The 19,479-nt window shown below is 66.5% G+C and carries 25 protein-coding genes; 16 read left to right on the top strand and 9 right to left on the bottom strand.

Translation table 11 applies throughout. From position 1 onward, the window contains the following. Positions 1 to 8: 8 nt before the first annotated feature. From ACN4F8_RS01720 to ACN4F8_RS01710, 3 genes are all read right to left on the bottom strand, one after another. Positions 9 to 1,181: an efflux RND transporter periplasmic adaptor subunit gene (locus ACN4F8_RS01720; RefSeq protein ID WP_419471995.1), complete on the bottom strand. Its 1,173-nt coding sequence runs from the start codon at positions 1,179 to 1,181 to the stop codon at positions 9 to 11. A 25-nt stretch (positions 1,182 to 1,206) separates the two neighbouring features. Continuing rightward, on the bottom strand, positions 1,207 to 1,893 hold the full coding sequence (locus ACN4F8_RS01715) for a TetR/AcrR family transcriptional regulator (protein WP_419471994.1): 687 nt from the start codon (positions 1,891 to 1,893) through the stop codon (positions 1,207 to 1,209). A gap of 105 nt (positions 1,894 to 1,998) precedes the next feature. Beyond that, complete coding sequence (locus ACN4F8_RS01710; protein WP_419471993.1) at positions 1,999 to 3,192, bottom strand: acyl-CoA dehydrogenase; 1,194 nt, start codon at positions 3,190 to 3,192, stop codon at positions 1,999 to 2,001. 104 nt (positions 3,193 to 3,296) lie between these two features. Between ACN4F8_RS01710 and ACN4F8_RS01705 the strand changes: the two genes are divergently transcribed. Both ACN4F8_RS01705 and msrA read left to right on the top strand, forming a co-directional pair. After that, positions 3,297 to 4,187, top strand: a complete 891-nt coding sequence (locus tag ACN4F8_RS01705) for a LysR family transcriptional regulator (protein WP_419471992.1) — start codon at positions 3,297 to 3,299, stop codon at positions 4,185 to 4,187. A 74-nt stretch (positions 4,188 to 4,261) separates the two neighbouring features. After that, a complete protein-coding gene (gene msrA / locus ACN4F8_RS01700) occupies positions 4,262 to 4,798 on the top strand; it encodes a peptide-methionine (S)-S-oxide reductase MsrA (RefSeq protein WP_419471991.1) in 537 nt (178 codons plus the stop codon). Between the two features lie 18 nt (positions 4,799 to 4,816). Here msrA and ACN4F8_RS01695 read toward each other — a convergent pair whose 3' ends face one another. Further along, complete coding sequence (locus ACN4F8_RS01695) at positions 4,817 to 5,695, bottom strand: EamA family transporter (protein WP_419471990.1); 879 nt, start codon at positions 5,693 to 5,695, stop codon at positions 4,817 to 4,819. A 112-nt stretch (positions 5,696 to 5,807) separates the two neighbouring features. Here ACN4F8_RS01695 and ACN4F8_RS01690 point away from each other — a divergent pair, with 112 nt between their 5' ends. Genes ACN4F8_RS01690 through ACN4F8_RS01665 form a run of 6 tightly spaced genes read left to right on the top strand, consistent with a single transcriptional unit; the run spans position 5,808 to position 9,959 of the window. Then, the gene (locus tag ACN4F8_RS01690; RefSeq protein WP_419471989.1) at positions 5,808 to 6,305 is read left to right on the top strand and encodes a Fur family transcriptional regulator; all 498 of its coding nucleotides are present in this window, start codon (positions 5,808 to 5,810) and stop codon (positions 6,303 to 6,305) included. Further along, positions 6,302 to 6,952, top strand: coding sequence for an ABC transporter ATP-binding protein (locus ACN4F8_RS01685; protein WP_419471988.1), 651 nt, complete (start codon positions 6,302 to 6,304; stop codon positions 6,950 to 6,952). The genes ACN4F8_RS01690 and ACN4F8_RS01685 overlap by 4 nt, the downstream gene beginning before the upstream one ends. Then, positions 6,949 to 8,172 carry an FtsX-like permease family protein gene (locus ACN4F8_RS01680; RefSeq protein ID WP_419471987.1) on the top strand — a complete coding sequence of 408 codons (1,224 nt, stop codon included), beginning with the start codon at positions 6,949 to 6,951 and terminating at the stop codon, positions 8,170 to 8,172. Before ACN4F8_RS01685 ends, ACN4F8_RS01680 begins: the two co-directional genes overlap by 4 nt. Positions 8,173 to 8,176: 4 nt before the next feature. After that, positions 8,177 to 8,416 carry a hypothetical protein gene (locus ACN4F8_RS01675; RefSeq protein ID WP_419471986.1) on the top strand — a complete coding sequence of 80 codons (240 nt, stop codon included), beginning with the start codon at positions 8,177 to 8,179 and terminating at the stop codon, positions 8,414 to 8,416. Positions 8,417 to 8,447: 31 nt separating this feature from the next. Next, entirely contained in the window at positions 8,448 to 8,984 is a 537-nt protein-coding gene (locus ACN4F8_RS01670) for a DUF3299 domain-containing protein (RefSeq protein WP_419471985.1), read from the top strand. Positions 8,985 to 9,002: 18 nt separating this feature from the next. Further along, the gene (locus ACN4F8_RS01665) at positions 9,003 to 9,959 is read left to right on the top strand and encodes an AEC family transporter (protein ID WP_419471984.1); all 957 of its coding nucleotides are present in this window, start codon (positions 9,003 to 9,005) and stop codon (positions 9,957 to 9,959) included. A gap of 6 nt (positions 9,960 to 9,965) precedes the next feature. Here the strand turns inward: ACN4F8_RS01665 and ACN4F8_RS01660 are convergent, their stop codons facing one another. Both ACN4F8_RS01660 and ACN4F8_RS01655 read right to left on the bottom strand, forming a co-directional pair. Continuing rightward, on the bottom strand, positions 9,966 to 10,421 hold the full coding sequence (locus ACN4F8_RS01660) for an NINE protein (protein WP_069048776.1): 456 nt from the start codon (positions 10,419 to 10,421) through the stop codon (positions 9,966 to 9,968). Then, positions 10,421 to 10,951 (bottom strand): N-acetyltransferase family protein, encoded by a 531-nt coding sequence (locus ACN4F8_RS01655; RefSeq protein WP_419471983.1) that lies wholly within the window; start codon positions 10,949 to 10,951, stop codon positions 10,421 to 10,423. The genes ACN4F8_RS01660 and ACN4F8_RS01655 overlap by 1 nt, the downstream gene beginning before the upstream one ends. Before the next feature lie 186 nt (positions 10,952 to 11,137). Here ACN4F8_RS01655 and rpsP point away from each other — a divergent pair, with 186 nt between their 5' ends. The 6 genes from rpsP (at position 11,138) to ACN4F8_RS01625 (ending at position 15,036) form a co-directional block, all read left to right on the top strand. Next, positions 11,138 to 11,398 (top strand): 30S ribosomal protein S16, encoded by a 261-nt coding sequence (rpsP, locus tag ACN4F8_RS01650; protein ID WP_159607503.1) that lies wholly within the window; start codon positions 11,138 to 11,140, stop codon positions 11,396 to 11,398. Between the two features lie 16 nt (positions 11,399 to 11,414). Continuing rightward, complete coding sequence (gene rimM / locus ACN4F8_RS01645; RefSeq protein WP_419471982.1) at positions 11,415 to 12,014, top strand: ribosome maturation factor RimM; 600 nt, start codon at positions 11,415 to 11,417, stop codon at positions 12,012 to 12,014. A gap of 9 nt (positions 12,015 to 12,023) precedes the next feature. Further along, complete coding sequence (gene trmD / locus ACN4F8_RS01640; RefSeq protein WP_419471981.1) at positions 12,024 to 12,800, top strand: tRNA (guanosine(37)-N1)-methyltransferase TrmD; 777 nt, start codon at positions 12,024 to 12,026, stop codon at positions 12,798 to 12,800. 143 nt (positions 12,801 to 12,943) lie between these two features. Next, positions 12,944 to 13,309, top strand: a complete 366-nt coding sequence (gene rplS / locus ACN4F8_RS01635; RefSeq protein WP_069048777.1) for a 50S ribosomal protein L19 — start codon at positions 12,944 to 12,946, stop codon at positions 13,307 to 13,309. 75 nt (positions 13,310 to 13,384) lie between these two features. After that, entirely contained in the window at positions 13,385 to 14,062 is a 678-nt protein-coding gene (locus ACN4F8_RS01630; RefSeq protein WP_419471980.1) for a CoA pyrophosphatase, read from the top strand. A gap of 44 nt (positions 14,063 to 14,106) precedes the next feature. Then, positions 14,107 to 15,036: a CobD/CbiB family protein gene (locus ACN4F8_RS01625; RefSeq protein ID WP_419471979.1), complete on the top strand. Its 930-nt coding sequence runs from the start codon at positions 14,107 to 14,109 to the stop codon at positions 15,034 to 15,036. 18 nt (positions 15,037 to 15,054) lie between these two features. Here the strand turns inward: ACN4F8_RS01625 and rsgA are convergent, their stop codons facing one another. The 3 genes from rsgA to ACN4F8_RS01610 are packed head-to-tail and all read right to left on the bottom strand — an operon-like array spanning position 15,055 to position 17,596. After that, positions 15,055 to 16,002: a ribosome small subunit-dependent GTPase A gene (rsgA, locus tag ACN4F8_RS01620; protein ID WP_419471978.1), complete on the bottom strand. Its 948-nt coding sequence runs from the start codon at positions 16,000 to 16,002 to the stop codon at positions 15,055 to 15,057. After that, positions 16,002 to 16,322, bottom strand: coding sequence for a 4a-hydroxytetrahydrobiopterin dehydratase (locus ACN4F8_RS01615; protein WP_419471977.1), 321 nt, complete (start codon positions 16,320 to 16,322; stop codon positions 16,002 to 16,004). Before ACN4F8_RS01615 ends, rsgA begins: the two co-directional genes overlap by 1 nt. Positions 16,323 to 16,330: 8 nt before the next feature. Beyond that, complete coding sequence (locus ACN4F8_RS01610; protein WP_419471976.1) at positions 16,331 to 17,596, bottom strand: M48 family metallopeptidase; 1,266 nt, start codon at positions 17,594 to 17,596, stop codon at positions 16,331 to 16,333. Between the two features lie 104 nt (positions 17,597 to 17,700). Here ACN4F8_RS01610 and orn point away from each other — a divergent pair, with 104 nt between their 5' ends. Together orn and ACN4F8_RS01600 are read left to right on the top strand one after the other, a co-directional pair. Beyond that, entirely contained in the window at positions 17,701 to 18,306 is a 606-nt protein-coding gene (gene orn, locus ACN4F8_RS01605; protein ID WP_419471975.1) for an oligoribonuclease, read from the top strand. 84 nt (positions 18,307 to 18,390) lie between these two features. Then, a partial coding sequence (locus tag ACN4F8_RS01600; protein ID WP_419471974.1) for an inorganic phosphate transporter occupies positions 18,391 to 19,479 on the top strand: 1,089 nt, incomplete at its 3' end.

Genomic DNA, 19,479 nt, shown 5'->3' with positions numbered 1-19,479 from the left:
CGGGCTGCTCAGTTGGTGGCGGTGGCGGGCGCGGTGGCGGGTGTGTTCAGGCGCACGGCGGTGCCCTCGCGGATCAACCCGGCCTGCGCACGCAGCAGCTGCGTGCCGGCGGGCAAACCCTCCACCGCGCGCATGGGCTCGGTGCCCAGTAGGCCGGTGGCGCCCGGCTGCAGCGGCACATGCACCACCGCGCCTTCGCGCACCACCTGCACATAGGGCTGCGGCTTGTCGTTGCGCACGGCAGACGTGGGCACGGCCAGCGCGTTGACCGAGCCCACGACGATGTGCCCCTGCGCAAACAGGCCCTGGCGCATGCCGGGCAGCGCGGGCACGCGCAGGTACACCAGCACGCTGCGGCTGGCAGCCTGCACGCTGGGGTTGATGCGCGCCACGGTGGCCTGCACCGGTTCGCTCAAGCCTTCCACCGTGAGGCGCGCGGTTTGCCCCACCCGCACGGCCACCGCTTCGGCGGGCGCAATGGCGGCTTCCATCTCGAAGCCCGAGAGGTCCACCACGTCGAGCACGCGCATGTCGATGCCCACGCGTTCGCCGTTCTGCACCAGTCGGGCCGAGATTTGGCCGGTGAGCGGGGAGCGCAGCGTGGTGTCGGCGAGCGATTTGCGCGCGATGTCCAGTGCGGCGAGCGCCGCCTGGTGCGTGGCTTCGGCGCTGGCGAGGTTGGCGCTGGCGGTGTCGAGTGCGGTGTTGGAAATGAAGCCCTGGCGCACCAGGGCCTGGTTGTTGTCAAAGGTGCGCCGCGCAATCGCCACCTGTGCCTGCGCCGACTCGGCCTGGCGCATGGACTGGCGCACGCGCGCCTGGGCTTCCGTGCTGTCGATGCGCGCCACCACCTCACCGGCTTTCACCGGGTCGCCTTCGCGCTTGCTCAGGCCCTGGATTTCACCGGCGGTCCTGGCCTTGATGGCTGCGGTCTGCAGCGCATCCACCGAGCCCGACAGGGCCACGGTCTGGGTGAGTTCGATGTTTTGTACCGTCACCACGTCGGTGGGCGAGAGCGTGTAGGTGGGCGTTTTCTGCAGGGACTCGGCAGCGGCGCGCGCCGCTTCGCTGTTGGCCTTGCGTTTGCCCAGCGCGCGCGTGACACCCAGTGCAACGCCGAGCACCAGCAAGATGAGCAGCAGCCACTTGATCCAGAAAGACAAAGAGCGGCGTGGAGTCATGTTGGTCGCGGGCGATTCGGCGGGATCAGGCCAAGGTGGTGGGGTGCCGGGGCACCTGCATGCCCGAGAGCAACAGGTCGACCTGGGCATCGATGAAGCCGATGGGGTCGATCTGTTCGGACGCCGGGCAGCACGGCGCCATGGAGTGTTTCCACATCAGCAGGAAGATCATCGGTGCGATCAGGCTGTAGACCGCGTATTCCATGGGCAGGGGTCGGAAATCGCCCCGGTCCACACCGCGCTGCAGGATGCGGCGGATCAGGTCGTGGCCGGGCTCGATCACTTCCTGTTGGTAGAACGCCGCAATCTCGGGAAACATGCCGGCTTCGCTCATCACCAGCTTGGTGATGCCGGATGCGGGCGTCATGCCGATGCGTTCCCACCACGAGTGCATGCAGTAGCGCACCAGCTCGGCGCTGTCGCCGCTGAAGCGCTCGAACTCTTCATTCCATTCGGTGAATCGGCCGGCGATGTTCTCGCGCACCACCGCCTTGAACAACTCTTCCTTGCTCGGGACGTAGAGGAAGAGGGTGCCTTTGGACACGCCAGCCATGGCCGCCACTTCTTCCACCCGGGTGGCGGCGAAGCCTTTTTCGACGAACAGCGTGAGCGCCGCGTCCAGCAGCTCACCCGGCCGCGCCTCCTTGCGCCGCGAACGGCGCTGCGGAGCGTCGGGCTCGACGGGGGAGCTGGTGTCGGGGGACAAAGGCATGCGGGGGATTTTAATGACCGGTGGGTTATTAAATATACCCCACACCCCTTCGCTTCCCGTGTCCCCAAGGTAAAGCCCCGGTCAACGGAGCACGCCTCCGCCGCTTCAGGAAAACGCTTGAATACCGGTGATCGCGCGGCCCAGGATGAGCGCGTGGATGTCGTGCGTGCCTTCGTAGGTGTTGACCACTTCCAGGTTCACCAAATGGCGCGCCACGCCGAACTCGTCGCTGATGCCGTTGCCGCCCATCATGTCGCGCGCCAGGCGTGCGATGTCCAGCGCCTTGCCGCAGCTGTTGCGTTTCAAGATGGAGGTGATCTCCACCGCGGCCGTGCCTTCGTCCTTCATGCGGCCCAGGCGCAGGCAGCCCTGCAGGCCCAGGCTGATCTCGGTCAGCATGTCGGCCAGTTTTTTCTGGATCAGCTGGTTGGCGGCCAAAGGGCGGCCGAACTGGTGGCGGTCCATCACGTACTGGCGGGCGCGGAAGTAGCAGTCTTCGGCCGCGCCCAGCGCACCCCAGGCGATGCCGTAGCGCGCGCTGTTCAGGCAGGTGAACGGGCCCTTCAAGCCACGCACCTCGGGGAAGGCGTTTTCGTCGGGGCAGAACACGCCGTCCATCACGATTTCACCGGTGATGGAGGCGCGCAGGCCGACCTTGCTGTGGATGGCCGGGGCCGAGAGGCCTTTCATGCCCTTGTCGAGGATGAAGCCGCGGATCGAGCCTTCGTCGTCCTTGGCCCAGACCACGAACACGTCGGCGATCGGCGAGTTGCTGATCCACATCTTGCTGCCCGAGATGCTGTAGCCGCCGGCCACCTTCTTCGCGCGGGTGACCATGCTGCCCGGGTCGGAGCCGTGGTTGGGTTCGGTCAGGCCGAAGCAGCCGATCCACTGGCCGCTGGCGAGTTTGGGCAGGTACTTCTGCTTCTGTTCTTCGGTGCCGAACTCGTTGATCGGCACCATCACCAGCGAGCTCTGCACGCTCATCATGGAGCGGTAGCCGGAGTCCACGCGCTCGACCTCGCGCGCCACCAGGCCGTAACACACGTAGTTCAGGCCGGAGCCGCCATAGGCCTCGGGGATGGTGGGGCCGAGCAGGCCAAGTTCACCCATCTCGCGGAAGATCGCCGGGTCGGTCTTCTCGTGGCGGAAGGCCTCGGTCACGCGCGGCAGCAGTTTTTCCTGGCAGTAGGCGTGGGCGGCGTCGCGCACGGCGCGCTCGTCGTCGGTGAGCTGCGCGTCGAGGTGAAACGGGTCTTCCCAGCTGAAGCTGGCTTTGGCTTTGGTGGGGGAAAGCATGGTCGGTGTCTCCGTGTGTTGGGGTGGCAATGCGTGCATTGTCCGCCCGGCATGAATACCTGTCTAATATCGAATAGGTATCCATCCATACAGGAAAGCTATTCATGGAATTCCGCCACCTGCGCTACTTTCTGGTGCTGGCCGAAGAGCTGCATTTCGGCCGTGCGGCCCAGCGCCTGGCCATCACCCAGCCGCCGCTGTCGCTCAACATCCAGCAGCTCGAAGCCTCGGTGGGCGCCCAGCTGTTCACCCGCAACAGCCGGGGCGTGCAGCTCACCGCTGCGGGGCAGGCGTTCGTGCCGGCGGCGCGCTCGCTGCTCGATCAGGCGGGACTGGCCGCACGCGAGGCGCGCGAGGTGTCGCAGGGCATGCTGGGCAGCTTGCAGATCGGCTTTGCCGGCACCGTGCTCTACCGCGGGCTGCCGCAGATCCTGCAGGGCTTTGCGGTGGACCACCCCAAGCTGCGTCTCGTGCTGCGCGAGCTGAGTTCGAGCGACCAGCTGATCGACCTGATGCACGAGCGGCTGGACATCGGCTTCGTGCACACCACGCGTGTGCCGGCGGGTTTTTCGCAGATCCTGGTGTCCCGCCAGCCGTTCGTGGCCTGCCTGCCGGCGGACCATGCGCTGGCGAAGCGCAAGCGCTTGTCGCTGGCACGGTTGCAAGGCGAGCCGTTTGCGGTGGTGTCGCGCGCCGTCTCGCCCGATTACCACGAGCGCATCCTCGGCCTGTGCGCCGACGCCGGGTTTTCGCCCGAGATCCGCTTCGAGTTGCGCCACTGGCTCAGCGTGGTGTCCATCGTGTCGCAGGGGTTGGGCTGCGCGCTCGTGCCGGCGGCGCTGCAGCAGGCCGGGCTGCCCGGCGCGGTGTTTGTCCCGCTGGACGTGGACACACCGCCGTACGAGACCCACTGCCTGTGGAAGACCGACAGAGACCAGGCCGCGCTGGGGGCATTTCTGGGCGCGGTGCGTGGCTTTGCCCAGCCACTACAGTGAGGCGTTGAAAGAATCCTGCATCGCACGCGACCAACGCAGGCAAACATGCACATGAAGAACACTTGGAGAAAACGATGAGCGACAAAGAAGTTCTGGTGTTGGGCGGCGGCTGCTTCTGGTGCACCGAGTCGGTGTACGTGGGGGTCAAGGGCGTGCTTGATGTGGAGTCGGGCTACAGCAACGGCCATGTGAAGCAGCCCACCTACGAGCAGGTGTGCACCGGCACGACCGGGCACAACGAGGTGGTGCGGCTGGAATACGACCCGGCGCAGATCAGCACACGCGAGATCCTGGCGATCTTTTTCCTGATCCACGATCCGACCACGCTGAACCGCCAGGGCAACGACGTGGGCACGCAGTACCGCAGCGGCATCTACTTCACCACGCCCGAGCAGCAGGCGGTGGCGCAGGCCATGATCGACGAGCTCACCCAGGAGAAGGCCTTCGGCAAACCCATCGTGACCGAGGTGAAACCGCTGGACAACTACTCGGCCGCCGAGGAATACCACCAGGATTTCTTCGAACGCAACCCGAACCAGGGCTACTGCATGATGGTGGCGGCGCCCAAGGTGGCAAAGTTTCGCAAGACCTTTGCGCGTCTGGCGAAGTAGTGCCTCGGGCTGCTGGATTCAGGCCCGCTTGAGCCGGGCCTGCAGCAGCGGCCAGCAGACGATCACCGCCAGACCCACAAGCACCAGCGCAGCCGAGCCCAGCTTCCACCCAGGCAAGGTCTCTCCCAGCGACAAGGCCGACGCCCCCATGCCGAACACGGGAATCAGCAGCGCCAGCGGCGTCACCGTGGCGGCCGGGTGGCGCGCCAGCAGCCAGTTCCACACGCCGTAGCCGAACAAGGTGTTGCCGACCGCTTGCCAGAGCACGCTGGCCCACACCAGACCGCTGGCTTGTTCAACCGAGGAGCGCATGAGCGCAGGTCCTTCGATGAGCCACGACAGGGCGAACAAAGGCGGCACCGCGAACACGCTGCTCCACACCATGAAGTGCAGCATGTTCACCGGCCCGAGCGACTTCACCACCAGGTTGGCCAGCGACCAGAAGAACGCCGCGCCCAGCACCATGCCGATGCCGGCCATCGTCACCGTGGCGTCCAGGTTGGCCGCGATCACGCCCAGGCCGCACAGCGCCAGCAGCAACCCGGCGATCTGGAAACCCCGCACCCGTTCGCCCATGAGCCACAGCGACAGGCCGATGGTGAAGAACACCTGCAACTGCACCACCAGCGAGGCCAACCCCGGCGAGATGCTGCTGCGCATGGCCAGAAACAACAAGCCGAATTGACCCACGCCCAGCAGCACGCCGAAGGCCGCGAGCTTGCGCCAGGGGGCGGTGGGTCGGGGAATGAACAGCAGCCAGGGCAGGGCGGAGAGCGCGAAGCGCAGCGTGGCGAGCAGGAACGGTGGCAGGCCGTCCAGCCCCCAGCGGATCACCACGAAATTGGTGCCCCAGACAAAAACCACCGAGAGAGCCAGCAGGAGGTGTGTGGTGGGCAAAGTGGGGTCCGGGACAAGTGGTGGGGTATCGGCGGCGAGTGTAGCGACGGGTCTGATATTGCAACTGAATGGCGTTAATATTCACGGGTTGCAGCAACCTCCAAAGTCCCACGTGTCCCTCCGCCCCCGCCCCGCGCTTCCTGGTGTGCCGCCCGAGATCCAGTCGCGCATGGAAGCCGCCGGCCTGCGCCGGACGCTCGCCACGCGCGCCGTGCTCGGCCTGTTTCTGGCCCGGCCTGCCGGCGGGCTGACCCACGCGCAGGCGCTGGCCTTGCTCACCGCGCGTGGCCTGGACATCAACCGCGTCACGCTCTACCGCCTGCTCGATCGCCTGGCCGGCTGCGGCGTGCTGCAGCGCCAGGCCGACGACGCGCGCACCTGGCGTTTCAGTCTGGCCTTGCCGGCATCGCGGGCGGTGGAAGAGGGCGCCCTGCCGCGTTTTGAGTGCGATGCCTGCCACCGCCATTTCGAGCTCACCGAAGCGGGCGAATCCACCCGGGTCGCCACGCACGATCTGCTGGCGGCGCTCGCCCGCCTCGGTCACCACGGCGAGCGGGTGGATGTGTCCATCCACGGCACCTGCTCCGGCTGCGCGGAGCCTGCGGCGTGATCCACAGCCGCGGTCTGCAGTTCGCCTACCCGCGCGCCGAGCCGCTGCGGTTTGCCGATGTGTCGGTGGCGCAGGGCGGCACGCTGCTCTTGCGCGGGCCGTCGGGCAGCGGCAAGTCGACCTGGCTGGCGCTGGCCAGTGGATTGCTCACGCCCACGGCGGGCGAGGTGGTGGTGAACGGGCAGTCGGTGGGCGGGCTGTCTGCGGCCGCGCGGGATGCCTGGCGCGCACGCCACATCGGTTTTTTGCCGCAGAAGCTGCACCTGAGCGAAGCCTTGTCGGTGGCGGACAACCTGGGCCTGGTGTTTTTTGCCGCCGGCCTGCGGGTGGACCGGGCCGCCGTTACCCAGGCCTTGCAAGCCCTGGACATCGCGGCACTGGCTGCTCGCCAACCTTCGCAGCTCTCGGGTGGTCAGGCGCAGCGTGTGGCGCTGGCTCGCGCGCTGCTGCTGCGCCCGAGCGTGATCCTGGCCGACGAGCCCACCGCCAGCCTGGACGACGCGGCGTGCGCGGCTTCGCTGAGCCTGCTGAGAACGTGTGCGGGCAGCCTGAACGCCACGCTGGTCATCGCCACCCACGACGCACGCGTGTGGCAGGCGCTGCCGCAGGCCAGCGTGCTCGCGTTCGACGCCGGGGTGGCCGCATGAACGCGTTCGGCCTCTCGTGGCGCTATCTGTGGTCGCGGCCGCTGGCCACCACGCTCAACCTGTTGTTGCTCGCGCTGGGCCTGGCTTCCATGGCTTTCGTGCTGATCGCGCGCGACCAGATCGACCGCGCCTTCGAACGCGACCTGGCCGGCATCGACGCGGTGGTGGGCGCCAAGGGCAGCCCGATGCAGCTGATCCTCGCGGGCGTGTTCCACCTCGACGTGCCGCCGGGCAACATCCCGCTGGCCGAGGTGCAGCGGCTGGCCCAACACCCGCAGGTGGCCCAACTCATTCCCCTGAGCCTGGGCGACAACCTGCAGGGCTTTCGCATCGTGGGCACCACGCCGGACTACGCCGCGCACTACGGCGCACAACTCGCACAGGGAGCGCTGTGGTCAACGCCCATGCAGGCGGTGCTCGGCGCGCAGGTGGCGAGCCGCACCGGGTTGCAACCGGGCCAGACCTTTGAGGGCGCCCACGGCCTGGGCGCGGGCGGCGCCACACACGGCAGCACGCCCTACACCGTGAGCGGTGTGCTCGCCCCCTGCGGCTGCGTGCTCGACCGGCTGGTCCTCACCGCCACCGAATCGGTCTGGCAGGTGCACGACGACCTGCACGCCGGAGATGGCATGGACGAGGCCGAGCGCCGTGAACTTGCGCAGGCACTGGAAGACGATCGCGAGATCACGCTGGCGCTGATCACCTACAACACGCCCATGGCCGCGGTGAGCTTCCCGCGCTTCATCAACAGCACCACCTCGATGCAGGCCGCCGCGCCGGCGCTGGAAATCACACGGCTGCTCGGCATGGTGGGTGTGGGCACGCAGGTGCTGCGCGCCATGGCCGCGGCCTTGCTCGTCGTCGCTGGCCTGTCGGTGTTCATCGCGCTGTGGAGCGCGGTGCGCGAGCGCCGGGGCGACTTGGCCATGCTGCGAATGCTGGGTGCACCGCCGGCGCGTGTGGCCGCCTTGCTGATGTGCGAAGCCCTGTGGCTGGCCGCGCTGGCCTGTGTGCTCGGCCTGCTGGCGGCGCACGGTCTGGCGGCGCTGCTCGGTTCTCTGCTGATGGACAGCCAGTCGCTGGCCGTCAACGGCTGGCAGTGGGTACCAGGCGTTGCCTGGGTGCCGGTGCTGGCCTTCGGTGTGGCGGTGGTGGCAGCGCTGGTGCCCGTCGTCAGCGCCTACCGCGTCGACGTTTCTCAACTTCTCAACTCCAGGTGATCCCATGAAAAAAGCTGTTCTGTTCCTGTCCGCCGTTCTCCTGTCTGGCGCTGCTCTGGCCCAACATTCCGACAAGGAACTGAAAGAAGACGTCCAGCGCCACCGTGGCATGGCCGCTGCGCACGAAGGTGCCGTCAAGTGCCTGGAGGCCGGCAAGGGCGAAAAAGTCTGCATGGCGGAACTCCAGGCGGCCTGCAAGGGTCTGGCCCTGGGCAAATACTGCGGCATGCGCCACGCCCACTGAGTCCCGCCCAACCCAACAGGAGCCCGAGCCGATGCGAACCCCCTTCACTGGCCTGTGGCTGAGCTGTCTTCTGGCGGCGGGCGCGTCTGCGCAGACGCTGAGCTCACCGCTGCCGGCGGGCACCCCGCCGCCCGCCGGCACGGCATTGCCGCACGGGCAGGGCGCTGGCGTGCACAGCCCGCTGAGCCCGTTTGCGCCGCTGCCCAAACGCACCGACGTGGTGGCCTGGTCCACGCTGACCGACATCACGACCCGGGTGGAGAAAAAACGCATCGTGCCGGTGTACCCCGCGCCGGTGGCCTCACTCCACCAGAAAACGCTGCGCCTGCAGGGTTTCATGATGCCGCTGGAGCCCGGTGAGAACCAGCGCCATTTTTTGCTCGCCTCGGTGCCGCTCACCTGCGGTTTCTGCACACCCGGCGGGCCCGAGAGCATGGTGGAAGTGCGCACCAAAACGCCGGTGAAATACAAGCTCGAAGCCGTGGTGGTGGAAGGCACCTTTCATGTGCTGCAGAACGACCCTTACGGTCTGTACTACCGCATCACCAACGCCGTGGGCGTTCCCTAGCGCGGCTACCATCGGCGGGTGAACTTTGCTGCCCACCCCGCCGTCGCCTCCCTCACCCCCGTCTTTCTCCTGATGGCCATCGGCTTCCTCGCCGGGCGGCTGCAGTGGATCCGCGATGCCTCGGTGAAGGACCTCTCCAACCTGGTGTTCCTGGTGCTGATCCCGGCGCTGCTGTTTCGCACCATGAGCGCGGTGCGTTTCGAAGAGCTCGACCTGCGGCCGGTGCTGGCCTACTTCCCCGCCGCGCTGTTGCTGCTCGCGCTGTCCATCGCCTGGCGCGGCTTCAACCGAACCAGCGTGGTCATGGCGATGGCCGGGGTGTTTTCCAACATGGTGATGATCGGCATCACGCTGGTGGAGCTGGCCTACGGCAAGGCAGGGCTGGTCACGCTGCTCACGCTGGTGTCGGTGCACGCGCTGATCCTGCTGACCACCGGTTCCATCGTGCTGGAGCTGGCGGTGGCGCGCGAAGCCCGGGCGGGTGGTGAGCGCGCGCCCCACCTCTGGCAAACCGCCGCCTCGGCCATCAAGGGCGCGTTGATCCACCCCATTCCTTTGCCCATCATCAGCGGCCTGCTGTTCTCACAAACGGGCCTGAGCTTGCCCGCGGTGATCGATAAGCCGCTGCTGCTGCTGGGCAACGCCTTTGGCCCGCTGTCGCTGGTGCTGATGGGGGTGACGCTGGCCAGCACGCCGCTGCGTGGGCACCTGCGCGACGCGTTGTGGATCACGGTGTCCAAGAACCTCTTGTTGCCCGTGATGGTGGGCCTGAGCGCCTGGGCCTTGGGCATCACCGGTCTGCCGCTGACCGTGATCGTGGTGGCCGGCGCGCTGCCCATCGGCGCCAACGTCTTCCTGTTCGCCCAGCGCTACGACGCCGCCCAGGAACTCACGACCGCCAGCATGGGCATGACCACGCTGGTGTCGCTCTTCACCTTGAGTTTCTTCATGCTGGCCATGTCGTGGATCAACTGACGACCGTCACTGGCTGATCTTGCGGGCCTCTTCGATCTGGTATTCGAAGTAACGCTGAATGCCGAAGGCCAGGCTGCCCATGAAGGCCACCGTGCCCATGAGCAGCGCCAGCACCAGCGTGGCGATGGTGAGCCAGTGCGTGGCGCCGGCGTTGGCGTCCACCGGCAGCGTCGGGTTGAACCAGCGGTTCCACTTTTCTCGATCGGTGAGCGCGTAGACGATGCCGGTGAGGCAGCTCGCGGCGATCGTCATGCCCAACAGCGGGATCAGCACCCAGGAGAGCTTGTCGTCCTGCCCGTATGTGAGCACGCGGTCCACGCCCCACCAACCCAGGGCCGCTGGAATCGGGTGCAGCCAGCCGATCCAGTCGCCCAGACCCCGCAAATAGAAACGGTGCAAGCCGAGCGTGCCCCCCAGCACCGCCAGCACCGCGGCCAGCGTCTTGTTTTTGCCGCGCCCGATCACGCGGCGCTTTCAGGCGGCGTGGTGTCGCCGGCACCCAGCGTTCTCTGCATCAGCACGATGTCCAGCCAGCGGTCGAACTTCCAGCCGCACGACTGCACCACGCCCACCGTCTCGAAGCCCAGCGCCTTGTGCACGCCGATCGAACCCGCGTTGGCCGAGTCACCGATCACGGCCATGACCTTGCGCACCCCGCTGCGCTCCAGCGCCGCCATGAGCTCGGTCAGCAGCGCGCGGCCCAGGCCCTTGCCGTGCGCGGCCGGGTCCATGTAGATCGAGTCTTCCACCGAAAATCGGTACGCCGGCCGGGGCTTGAACCAGTTGCCGTAGGCAAACCCCAGCACCTGGCCGCCGTCTTCCACCACCAGCCAGGGCAGGCCTTTGGTCAGCACATCGGCGCGCCGCGTGGTCATGTCGGCCAGGCTGGGCGGCGTGGTTTCAAAGGTGCCGGTGCCGTGCAGCACGTGGTGGCCATAGATGCGGGTGATGGTGTCGAGATCGTCGTCTCGGCTGGGGCGGATCGTGGACATGGGGCGTTTCAGAACGAACAGGGTGGAGTCTGTGGCCTTGGGGTCATCAGACGGGCTATAATCGCGGGTTTCGTGGCGTTTCGCTGACCGGGTGGTCAGTCGTGTGTCTCAAGCGCTGCAGATAAAGCGGATCGAAAGATCCAGTGATGTGCCAATTTCGGCACCTCTCCACCCGAAGGATAAATCATGGTCGTCATTCGACTCTCCCGCGGCGGCTCAAAGTCCCGTCCTTTCTACAACATCGTTGTGGCCGACAAGCGCAACCGTCGTGACGGTCGTTTCATCGAGCGCATCGGCTTCTACAACCCCCTGGCACGCGGTGGTGAAGAGCCCCTGCGCATCGCCCTGGACCGCCTGACCTACTGGACCGGCGTGGGCGCCACCCCGTCCGACACGGTGGAGCGTCTGGTCAAGCAGAACGCCACCAAGGCCGCCGTCGCAGCCTGATCTTGCTGACCGCACGGTGAGCAGCCCCGCGTCCGGCGCCTTCACGGCGTCGTCCCTCCCGGCCGATGCGGTCGAGCTGGGGCGCATACAAGACGCGTGGGGCATCAAGGGCTGGGTCCGCATCCTGCCCTACAGCGCCGACACCTCGGCGCTGATCGCTTCCCAGCAATGGTTCCTGGAGCCGCCCGAAGCCCGCTTCGCGCGCGGCTTCTCGGCGTTTTCGGGCTGCGTGAGCATTGCGCTCGACGAGGTCAAACCCCACACCGACGGCCTGGTCGCCCAGATCGAAGGCGTGAACGACCGCAACTCGGCCGAAGCGCTCAAGGGCGTTCGCATCTACCTGCCGCGCAGCGCCTTCCCGGCCACGCCCGAGGGTGAGTACTACTGGGTCGATCTGATCGGGCTGGATGTGGTGAACCGCGAAGGCGTGCACTTGGGCGTGGTGCGCGACCTCATGGCCACCGGCCCCAACTCCGTGCTGGTGCTCGAATACACCGACAGCGTCGATGGTGTCGAGCAACTGGCCGAACGCATGATCCCGTTCGTGGCCGCGTACATCGACAACGTGGACAAGGCCGCACGCCGCATCACTGCCGACTGGCAAACAGACTATTGATCTGCCCTGATGCGCTTCGACGTCATCACGCTGTTTCCTGAACTGTTTGCACCGTTTCTGCAGCACGGCATCAACCGCCGTGCTTTTGAGTCCGGGCTGGTCGACGTTCACCTCTGGAATCCGCGCGATTTCGCCGAAGGCAACTACCGCCGAGTGGACGACCGCCCGTTTGGCGGCGGCCCCGGCATGGTCATGATGGCCGAACCCTTGTGGCAGTGCCTGCAGGCCGTGCGCGCTCAGCGCGCCGAGTCCGACCATGCGCGCGCGCCGGTCGTTTTGTTTTCCCCCATCGGCGAAACCCTCAACCACGCCGGCGTTGAACGCTGGTCCGCCAGCCACGGCGCCGTGTTGCTGTGTGGCCGCTACGAAGGCATCGACCAACGTTTCATCGACGCCTGTGTCGACCGGCAGATCAGCCTGGGCGACTTCGTGCTCTCGGGTGGCGAGATCGCCGCCATGGCGCTGCTCGATGCCGTGGCGCGGCTGCAGCCCGGTGTGTTGAGCGACGAGGGCAGCCACCAGCAGGACAGTTTCAACCCCGCGCTCGACGGCTTGCTCGACAGCCCGCACCACACGCGTCCCGAAGTCTGGCAGGGCCCGAGAGGCGCCATGCCGGTGCCCGAGGTGCTGCTGGGCGGCCACCACGAGCGCATCGCCCGCCACCGGCGCGAGCAGAGTTTGCTGGTCACCGCCCGCCAGCGGCCTGACCTGCTCACCCGTGCCCGGGAGCAGGGTTTGCTCGACGCCGCCGACCAAAGTTTCCTGCGCGCGCAGGGCTTGCTATAATCCAAGGCTTTTCGATCCTCTACCGGCCGCCGCGACCGGGTCAGCCCGCAACCCCAGCAGATCTTCTGTGAAGGGTTGGACAGGGCCCCTGCCGGATTCGTGGCCTTTAGTGCAGCGCGGGAATGATCGACGAACAGGACACCATGAACCTCATCCAGACCCTTGAGCAAGAAGAAATTGCTCGCCTCGGCAAAGTCATTCCGCCGTTCGCCCCTGGCGACACCGTGATCGTCAGCGTGAACGTGATCGAAGGCACCCGCAAGCGTTTGCAGGCCTACGAAGGTGTGGTGGTTGCCCGCCGCAACCGTGGCCTCAACTCCAGCTTCATCGTGCGCAAGATCTCCAACGGTGAAGGCGTCGAGCGCACCTTCCCGCTGTACAGCCCGCTGATCGCCAAGATCGAAGTCAAGCGCCGCGGTGATGTGCGCCGTGCCAAGCTGTACTACCTGCGCGATCGCAGCGGCAAGTCGGCACGTATCAAGGAAAAGCTGGGCGCCAAGGCTGCATAAGCTTTTGTTTGCTCTGCCATCAAAAAGCCGCTCCCAGGAGCGGCTTTTTTGCGTCTGGCCTATGCTCTGCCACCCATGACCCAACTGCTGCCCGCGTTCGATCCCCGCCTGGTGCCCATCGTCAACGCCGACGACATCGCGCACCCCGCCCACCCCGAGCGCCTCACCGCCCACGGCTTGCGCCAGCTGTTTGCCAACCCGCCGCAGTGGACGCCCGAGCTGGTGCGCGAGATCAAGTTTGCCAACCGCGCACCCGCCCATGCGGCCGTGATGCTGCCGCTGGTGATGCGCGACGAGCTCACCTTGCTGCTCACCCAGCGCACGGCTCGCCTGTCCACGCATTCGGGCCAGATCGCTTTGCCCGGCGGCAAGATCGATCCGACCGACGCGGATGCCACGGCCGCCGCGCTGCGCGAAACCTTTGAAGAGATCGGCATTGAGCCCGAGCGCATCGAGGTGCTGGGCACGCTGCCGGTGTACGTCACGGGCACGTCGTTCATCGTCACGCCGGTGGTGGGGCTGGTGGAGCCGGGGTTCGAGCTCGTGCCCAACCCCGACGAGGTGGACGACGTGTTCGAAGTACCGCTGTCCTTTCTCATGAACCCGCTGCACCACCGCCGGCATGCGTTCGACTTCGAAGGCGTGGTGCGCGAGTGGTATTCCATGCCCTACCAGGACGGCGATCAGGAGCGCTTCATCTGGGGCGCCACCGCCGGTATGCTGCGCAACTTTTACCGGCTGCTCAGCGCCTGAGCGGCATGGGTGGCCTGCGCTGTGCAGGCCACTATGATCGACCCATGGGTTTTTTCGCCATTCTCGTTGCCTTGCTGCTGGAGCAGGCGCGTCCGCTGGCCTACGACAACGTGGTGCACGCCGGGTTGCGCGGCTGGTCGCGCACGGTTCGCCGCAACCTCGACGCGGGCGAGTCCTCGCACGGCTGGGTCGCCTGGTCGCTGGCCGTGGGGGTGCCTGCCATCACCGTGGCACTGGTGCACTGGGGCTTGTGGTGGTTCAGTTCGGTGCTGGCCTTTGTGTGGATGGTGGCGGTGCTCTACGTGACGCTGGGCTTTCGCCAGTTCAGCCACCATTTCAGCGAGATCCGCAACGCGCTCGAAGAAGGCAACGACGCGCTGGCGCGCGAGAAGCTCGCCGCCTGGCTTCGGGTCGATGCATCGAGCCTGCCGCGCAGCGAGCTGCTACGCCAGGTGATCGAACATTCGGTGCTGTCTGCGCACCGCCATGTGTTCGGTGTGCTGGTGTGCTTTGTGGTGTTCTGGGCCCTGGGGTTGGGGCCAGCCGGCGCGGTGTTCTACCGTTCGGCCGAGTACCTGTCGCGCAACTGGCGCGCGCGCCCCGATGGCACGCCGAGCGTGGCCCTGCAACACGCTGCCGCCAAGGCATGGGCGTTTGTCGACCACGTGCCAGCCCGCGTGACGGCGCTGGGCTTTGCGGTGGTGGGCAACTTCGAGGAAGCCGTGGCCAGCTGGCGCGGCGACGCCGAACGTTTTGCGCCGGGCAGCAACGGTGTGGTGCTGGCAGCCACCTCGGGCGCGCTCAATGTGCGCCTCACACCGCAAGCCGATCCATCGCTCGTGCCGGAAGAGGGCGACCCCGGCAGCCGGCCCGAGCCGCAGCTGGCGCACCTGGGCAGCGTGGTGGGGCTGGTGTGGCGTGCGGTGGTGTTGTGGATGCTGCTGCTCGCGCTGGTCACGCTCGCGCGCTTCTGAACCCGCTCCCGACCCGGTTCAGTACTTGCGCTTGTCGGACAGTTCGGCAAACAACTCGCGGTACAGCCGGTAGCGGTTCTCGCTGATCGCCAGCGGATCGCCCCCGGTCACTTCCGCATCACCCGTCTGCACATGCGCCACCACCGCACAACCCGGCTCGTGCAGGTGGGTGCAGTTGTAGAAGCGGCAACTGCCCAGCGTGGCGTTCAGGTCGGGCATCAGGTGCGCGAGCTGCATGGGTTCGATGTGGTTCAGGCCAAATTCCTGGAAGCCGGGTGAGTCGATCAGCGCGGTGGTGCGGGCTTCGTCCACCCAATACCAACTGGTGCTGGTGGTCGTGTGTTTGCCCGAATTCAGCGCGCGCGAAATCTCGCCGGTGAGTGCTTTGGCCGTGGGCACCAGCCGGTTCACCAGCGTGCTCTTGCCCACACCCGACGGGCCGAGCACCAGCGTGCGTTGGCCAGCCAGGCGCTGCTGCAGCGCGTGCAGGCCGTCGTCGCCACCGGCGTCCTGGCCTTCGGCCTTCAGGCGCAGCGGCATCACCGTGCAGCCCATGCGTCGGTACGGGTCAAGTCTGGCCCAGGCGCGGTCAAAGGCGGGTTGCAGATCGCTCTTGTTGAGCACGATCAGCACTTCGATGCGCTCGGCCTGCGCGGCGATCAGGGCGCGCGCCAGCTGGCTTTCGGAAAACTCGGGGTCGGCGGCCACCAGCACCAGCACCTGGTCGAGGTTGGCGGCGAACGACTTGGTGCGCATCTCGTCCTGGCGGTAGAACAGGTTGCGCCGCTCGTTCACACGCTCGATGCTGCCTTCGTCGCCGGTGATCTGCCATTGCACCTCATCACCCACCACCACCGGGTTCTTTTTGCCCCGGGGGTGGCAGATGCGGCGTTCGCCGTTGCTGCTTTCCACCATGCAGTGGCGCCCGTGGGCCGCCACCACCAAGCCGGTTTGAAGATCGGCCATCAGGCCTTCTGCAGGGCGTCCACCGCGCCCGCGCAGTGGAAGTCGCTCACCGAAATGCCGCCCACGTCGTGCGTGTTGAAGCGCACCGTGCAGCGGCTGTAGCCCAGGGCCAGGTCGGGGTGGTGGTCTTCGCGGTGGGCGATCCAGGCCACGGCGTTCACGAAGGCCATGGTCTCGTGGAAATTGGCGAAGGTGAAGGTCTTCTCCAGCGCACCGTCGATCAGTTTCCAGCCTTGAGCGGACTCGCCGTTGAGCTGGGTGAGCTGGCCCACGATTTCGGTGGCCGACAGGGCGCGGCGGTTCTGGTGGATGGGGTTCATGGGTGTGCTCAGGCAGCGGCCAGCAGGCGGGTGAGGCGTTCGCTGGCCGGTGGATGGGAATAGTAGAAGCGCGCGTACACCGGGTCGGGCGTGAGCGTGCTGGCGTTGTCTTTGTAGAGCTTGAGCAGCGCGCTGGCGAGGTCTGCGCCGTTGGTGTGTTCCACGGCGTAGGCATCGGCCTCGAACTCGTGCTTGCGCGAGAGCTGCGCCATCAGCGGCGACAGGAAGAAGGTGAGCAGCGGCACCACCATCATGAACAGGATGAGCGCCAGCGCGTTGTTGGGCGTGTCCAGCGAAGGCATGACACCCAGGCCGCTGTAGAACCAGGCCTGGCTCGACACCCAGCCCAGCAGCGCAAACCCCGCGAGGCTCAGCGAGAACATCAGCACGATGCGTTTGATGATGTGGCGGCGCTTGTAGTGGCCGAGTTCGTGCGCGAGCACGGCGTCGATCTCTTCCGGGCTGAGTTGTTTGAGCAGGGTGTCGAAGAACACCACGCGTTTGGCGGCGCCGAAACCGGTGAAGTAGGCGTTGGCGTGTGCGCTGCGCTTGCTGCCGTCCATGACGAACAAGCCTTTGGCCGCGAAGCCGCAGCGCTGCATGAGCGCGTTCACGCGCGCCTTGAGGGTTTCGTCGGCCAGCGGCTCGAACTTGTTGAACAGCGGCGCGATCACCGTGGGGTAGAGCACCAGCGCCAGCAGGTTGAAGACCATCCACACACCCCACGCCCAGAGCCACCAGACCGGCCCGGCGGCACCCATGAGCCACAGCACGAGCGCGGCGATGGGCAGGCCCACCAGCGTGCCGACCAGCGCGCCTTTGAGCAGGTCGCCCAGCCACAGCGACGTGGTCATTTTGTTGAAGCCAAAGCGTTCTTCGATGCGGAAGGTGGCGTACCAGCCCAGCGGCAGTGTGATCAGGCCACTGATCACGGCAAACGAACCCAGCAGCGCGAGTTGTTGCACCATGCCGCCGCTCAGGAGTGACAGCAGCGTCTGGTTGAGCCAGTTGAGACCGCCCAGCAGCGTCCAGCCCAGCAGCAAGGCAGCGTCGATGGCGATCTCGAGCATGCCGAAGCGGGTCTTGGTGATCGTGTAGTCGGCGGCCTTCTGGTGGGCTGCCACCGAAATGGTGTCGCTGAACGCCGCCGGCACGGTGCCGCGGTGGCGCGCCACGTGGCGGATCTGCCTGCTGGCGAGCACGGTGCGGATGACCAGGCCGAGCACCAGCAGGGCGCAGAAGAGGGCAGTGAAGGCAAACGAAGCTGTGTCCATGGGGGTCGAGTCTATCGAAGACAGCCCCGGCCGCACGCCCCTGGGGCCATGGCTGCGCGGCCCCCGCCAACCGGGTGCTTCGGCCGATCGGTGAAAATCGCCGGATGACTTCAGCCCCCACCCCGGCCGACACGGCCCTGGCGACTCCCGCCACCGACACCCCCACCCTCGCCAAAAGTGACCAGAACCTGGTCTGGATCGACTGCGAGATGAGCGGCCTGGACCCCGAGAAGGAACGTCTGCTGGAAATCGCGGTGATCATCACCGGTCCGAATCTCACGCCGCGCATCGAAGGCCCGGTGCTGGTGATCCACCAGAGCGACGCCGTGCTGGGCGCCATGGACAACTGGAACAAGGGCACGCACGGCAAGAGCGGCCTGATCGACAAGGTCAAGGCCAGCACCGTGACCGAAGAACAGGCGCAGGCCGAATTGCTGGCCTTCATCGGCAAGTACGTGCCGCGCAGCGGCTCGCCCATGTGCGGCAACACCATCAGCCAGGACCGCCGCTTTCTGGTGAAGTACATGCCCAAGCTGGAGGCGTACCTCCACTACCGCTGTCTGGACGTGAGCACGCTCAAGGAGCTGGCCAAACGCTGGCGGCCCGAGGTGTACGACGCGTTCAAAAAACACCAGAAACACACCGCGCTGGCCGATGTGCACGAGTCCATCGACGAGCTGGAGCACTACCGCACGCACTTCCTGCGCTGAGCGCGGCAGCCCTTCGGTTGGGCCCGTCATCGGATGGGCACGCCGATCAACATGACAAAATCGTGACATTCACGCGAGATTCACATGCCCAAAACCCCCCGTAACCGCTTCATCTCCAAGCACCAGGAGACCCTGCAGCTGGGCGCTGCGGTTCTCTTTCTGATCCTGGTCGGGGTGTACGCCTCGCTCACCGGCGCCTCCACCATCGGCCTGACCTCCTCGGCCGTCTGGCTGCTCATCGTGGCCGCCAGCGTGGGTGCCTACATGGCCATGAACATCGGCGCCAACGACGTGGCCAACAACATGGGCCCGGCCGTGGGCTCGGGCGCCATGACCATGGGTTGGGCCATCGTGGTCGCAGCGGTGTTTGAAGCCTTGGGCGCGATCGTCGCGGGTGGCGACGTGGTCGGCACCATCAAGGGCGGCATCATCGACCCCGCCGCCATCAACGACCCGGCGTTGTTCGCCTGGGTCATGTTTTCGGCCTTGCTGGCGGGAGCGCTGTGGCTCAACCTCGCCACCGCCTTGGGCGCGCCGGTGTCCACCACCCACTCCATCATCGGCGCGGTCATGGGCGCGGGTATTGCGGCCGGCGGCTGGGGGCTGGTGAACTGGGACACCATCGGCGCCATCGTCATCAGCTGGGTGATCTCGCCGCTGATGGGTGGCGCCATGGCCGCAGCCTTTCTCTACCTCATCAAACGCAGCGTGACCTACCGCAGCGACAAGACCGAGGCCGCCAGCCGCGTGGTGCCAGTGCTCATTTCGCTCATGGTCTGGGCCTACACCACCTACATGTTGCTCAAAGGGGTGAGCCAGCTGGTCAAGATCGGTTTCCTGACCGCGCTGGTCATCGGGCTGGCGGTGTCTGTGGTGGTGTGGTGGCTGATCCGCAAACCGATTGCGCGCATGGCCAACCGCCAGGACAACAGCAAGGACGGCGTGAACCGCCTCTTCACCTGGCCGCTGATCTGTTCGGCCGCTCTGCTGAGCTTTGCCCACGGTGCCAACGACGTGGCCAACGCCATCGGCCCGCTCGCTGCGATCTACGAAGCGGTTAAAGAGGGCGCCATCGCCACCAAGGCCGGCACGCCGCTTTGGATCATGGTGCTCGGAGCACTGGGCTTGTCGGTGGGTCTGGCGCTGTATGGTGCGCGACTGATCCGCACCGTG

The sequence above is a fragment of the Hydrogenophaga sp. genome, from assembly GCF_048549895.1.
In the GTDB taxonomy this organism is placed as follows: Bacteria; Pseudomonadota; Gammaproteobacteria; order Burkholderiales; family Burkholderiaceae_C; genus Hydrogenophaga.
The sequence above is the reverse complement of the archived record's forward strand: the minus strand, read 5'-3'. Positions and strand labels throughout refer to the sequence as shown.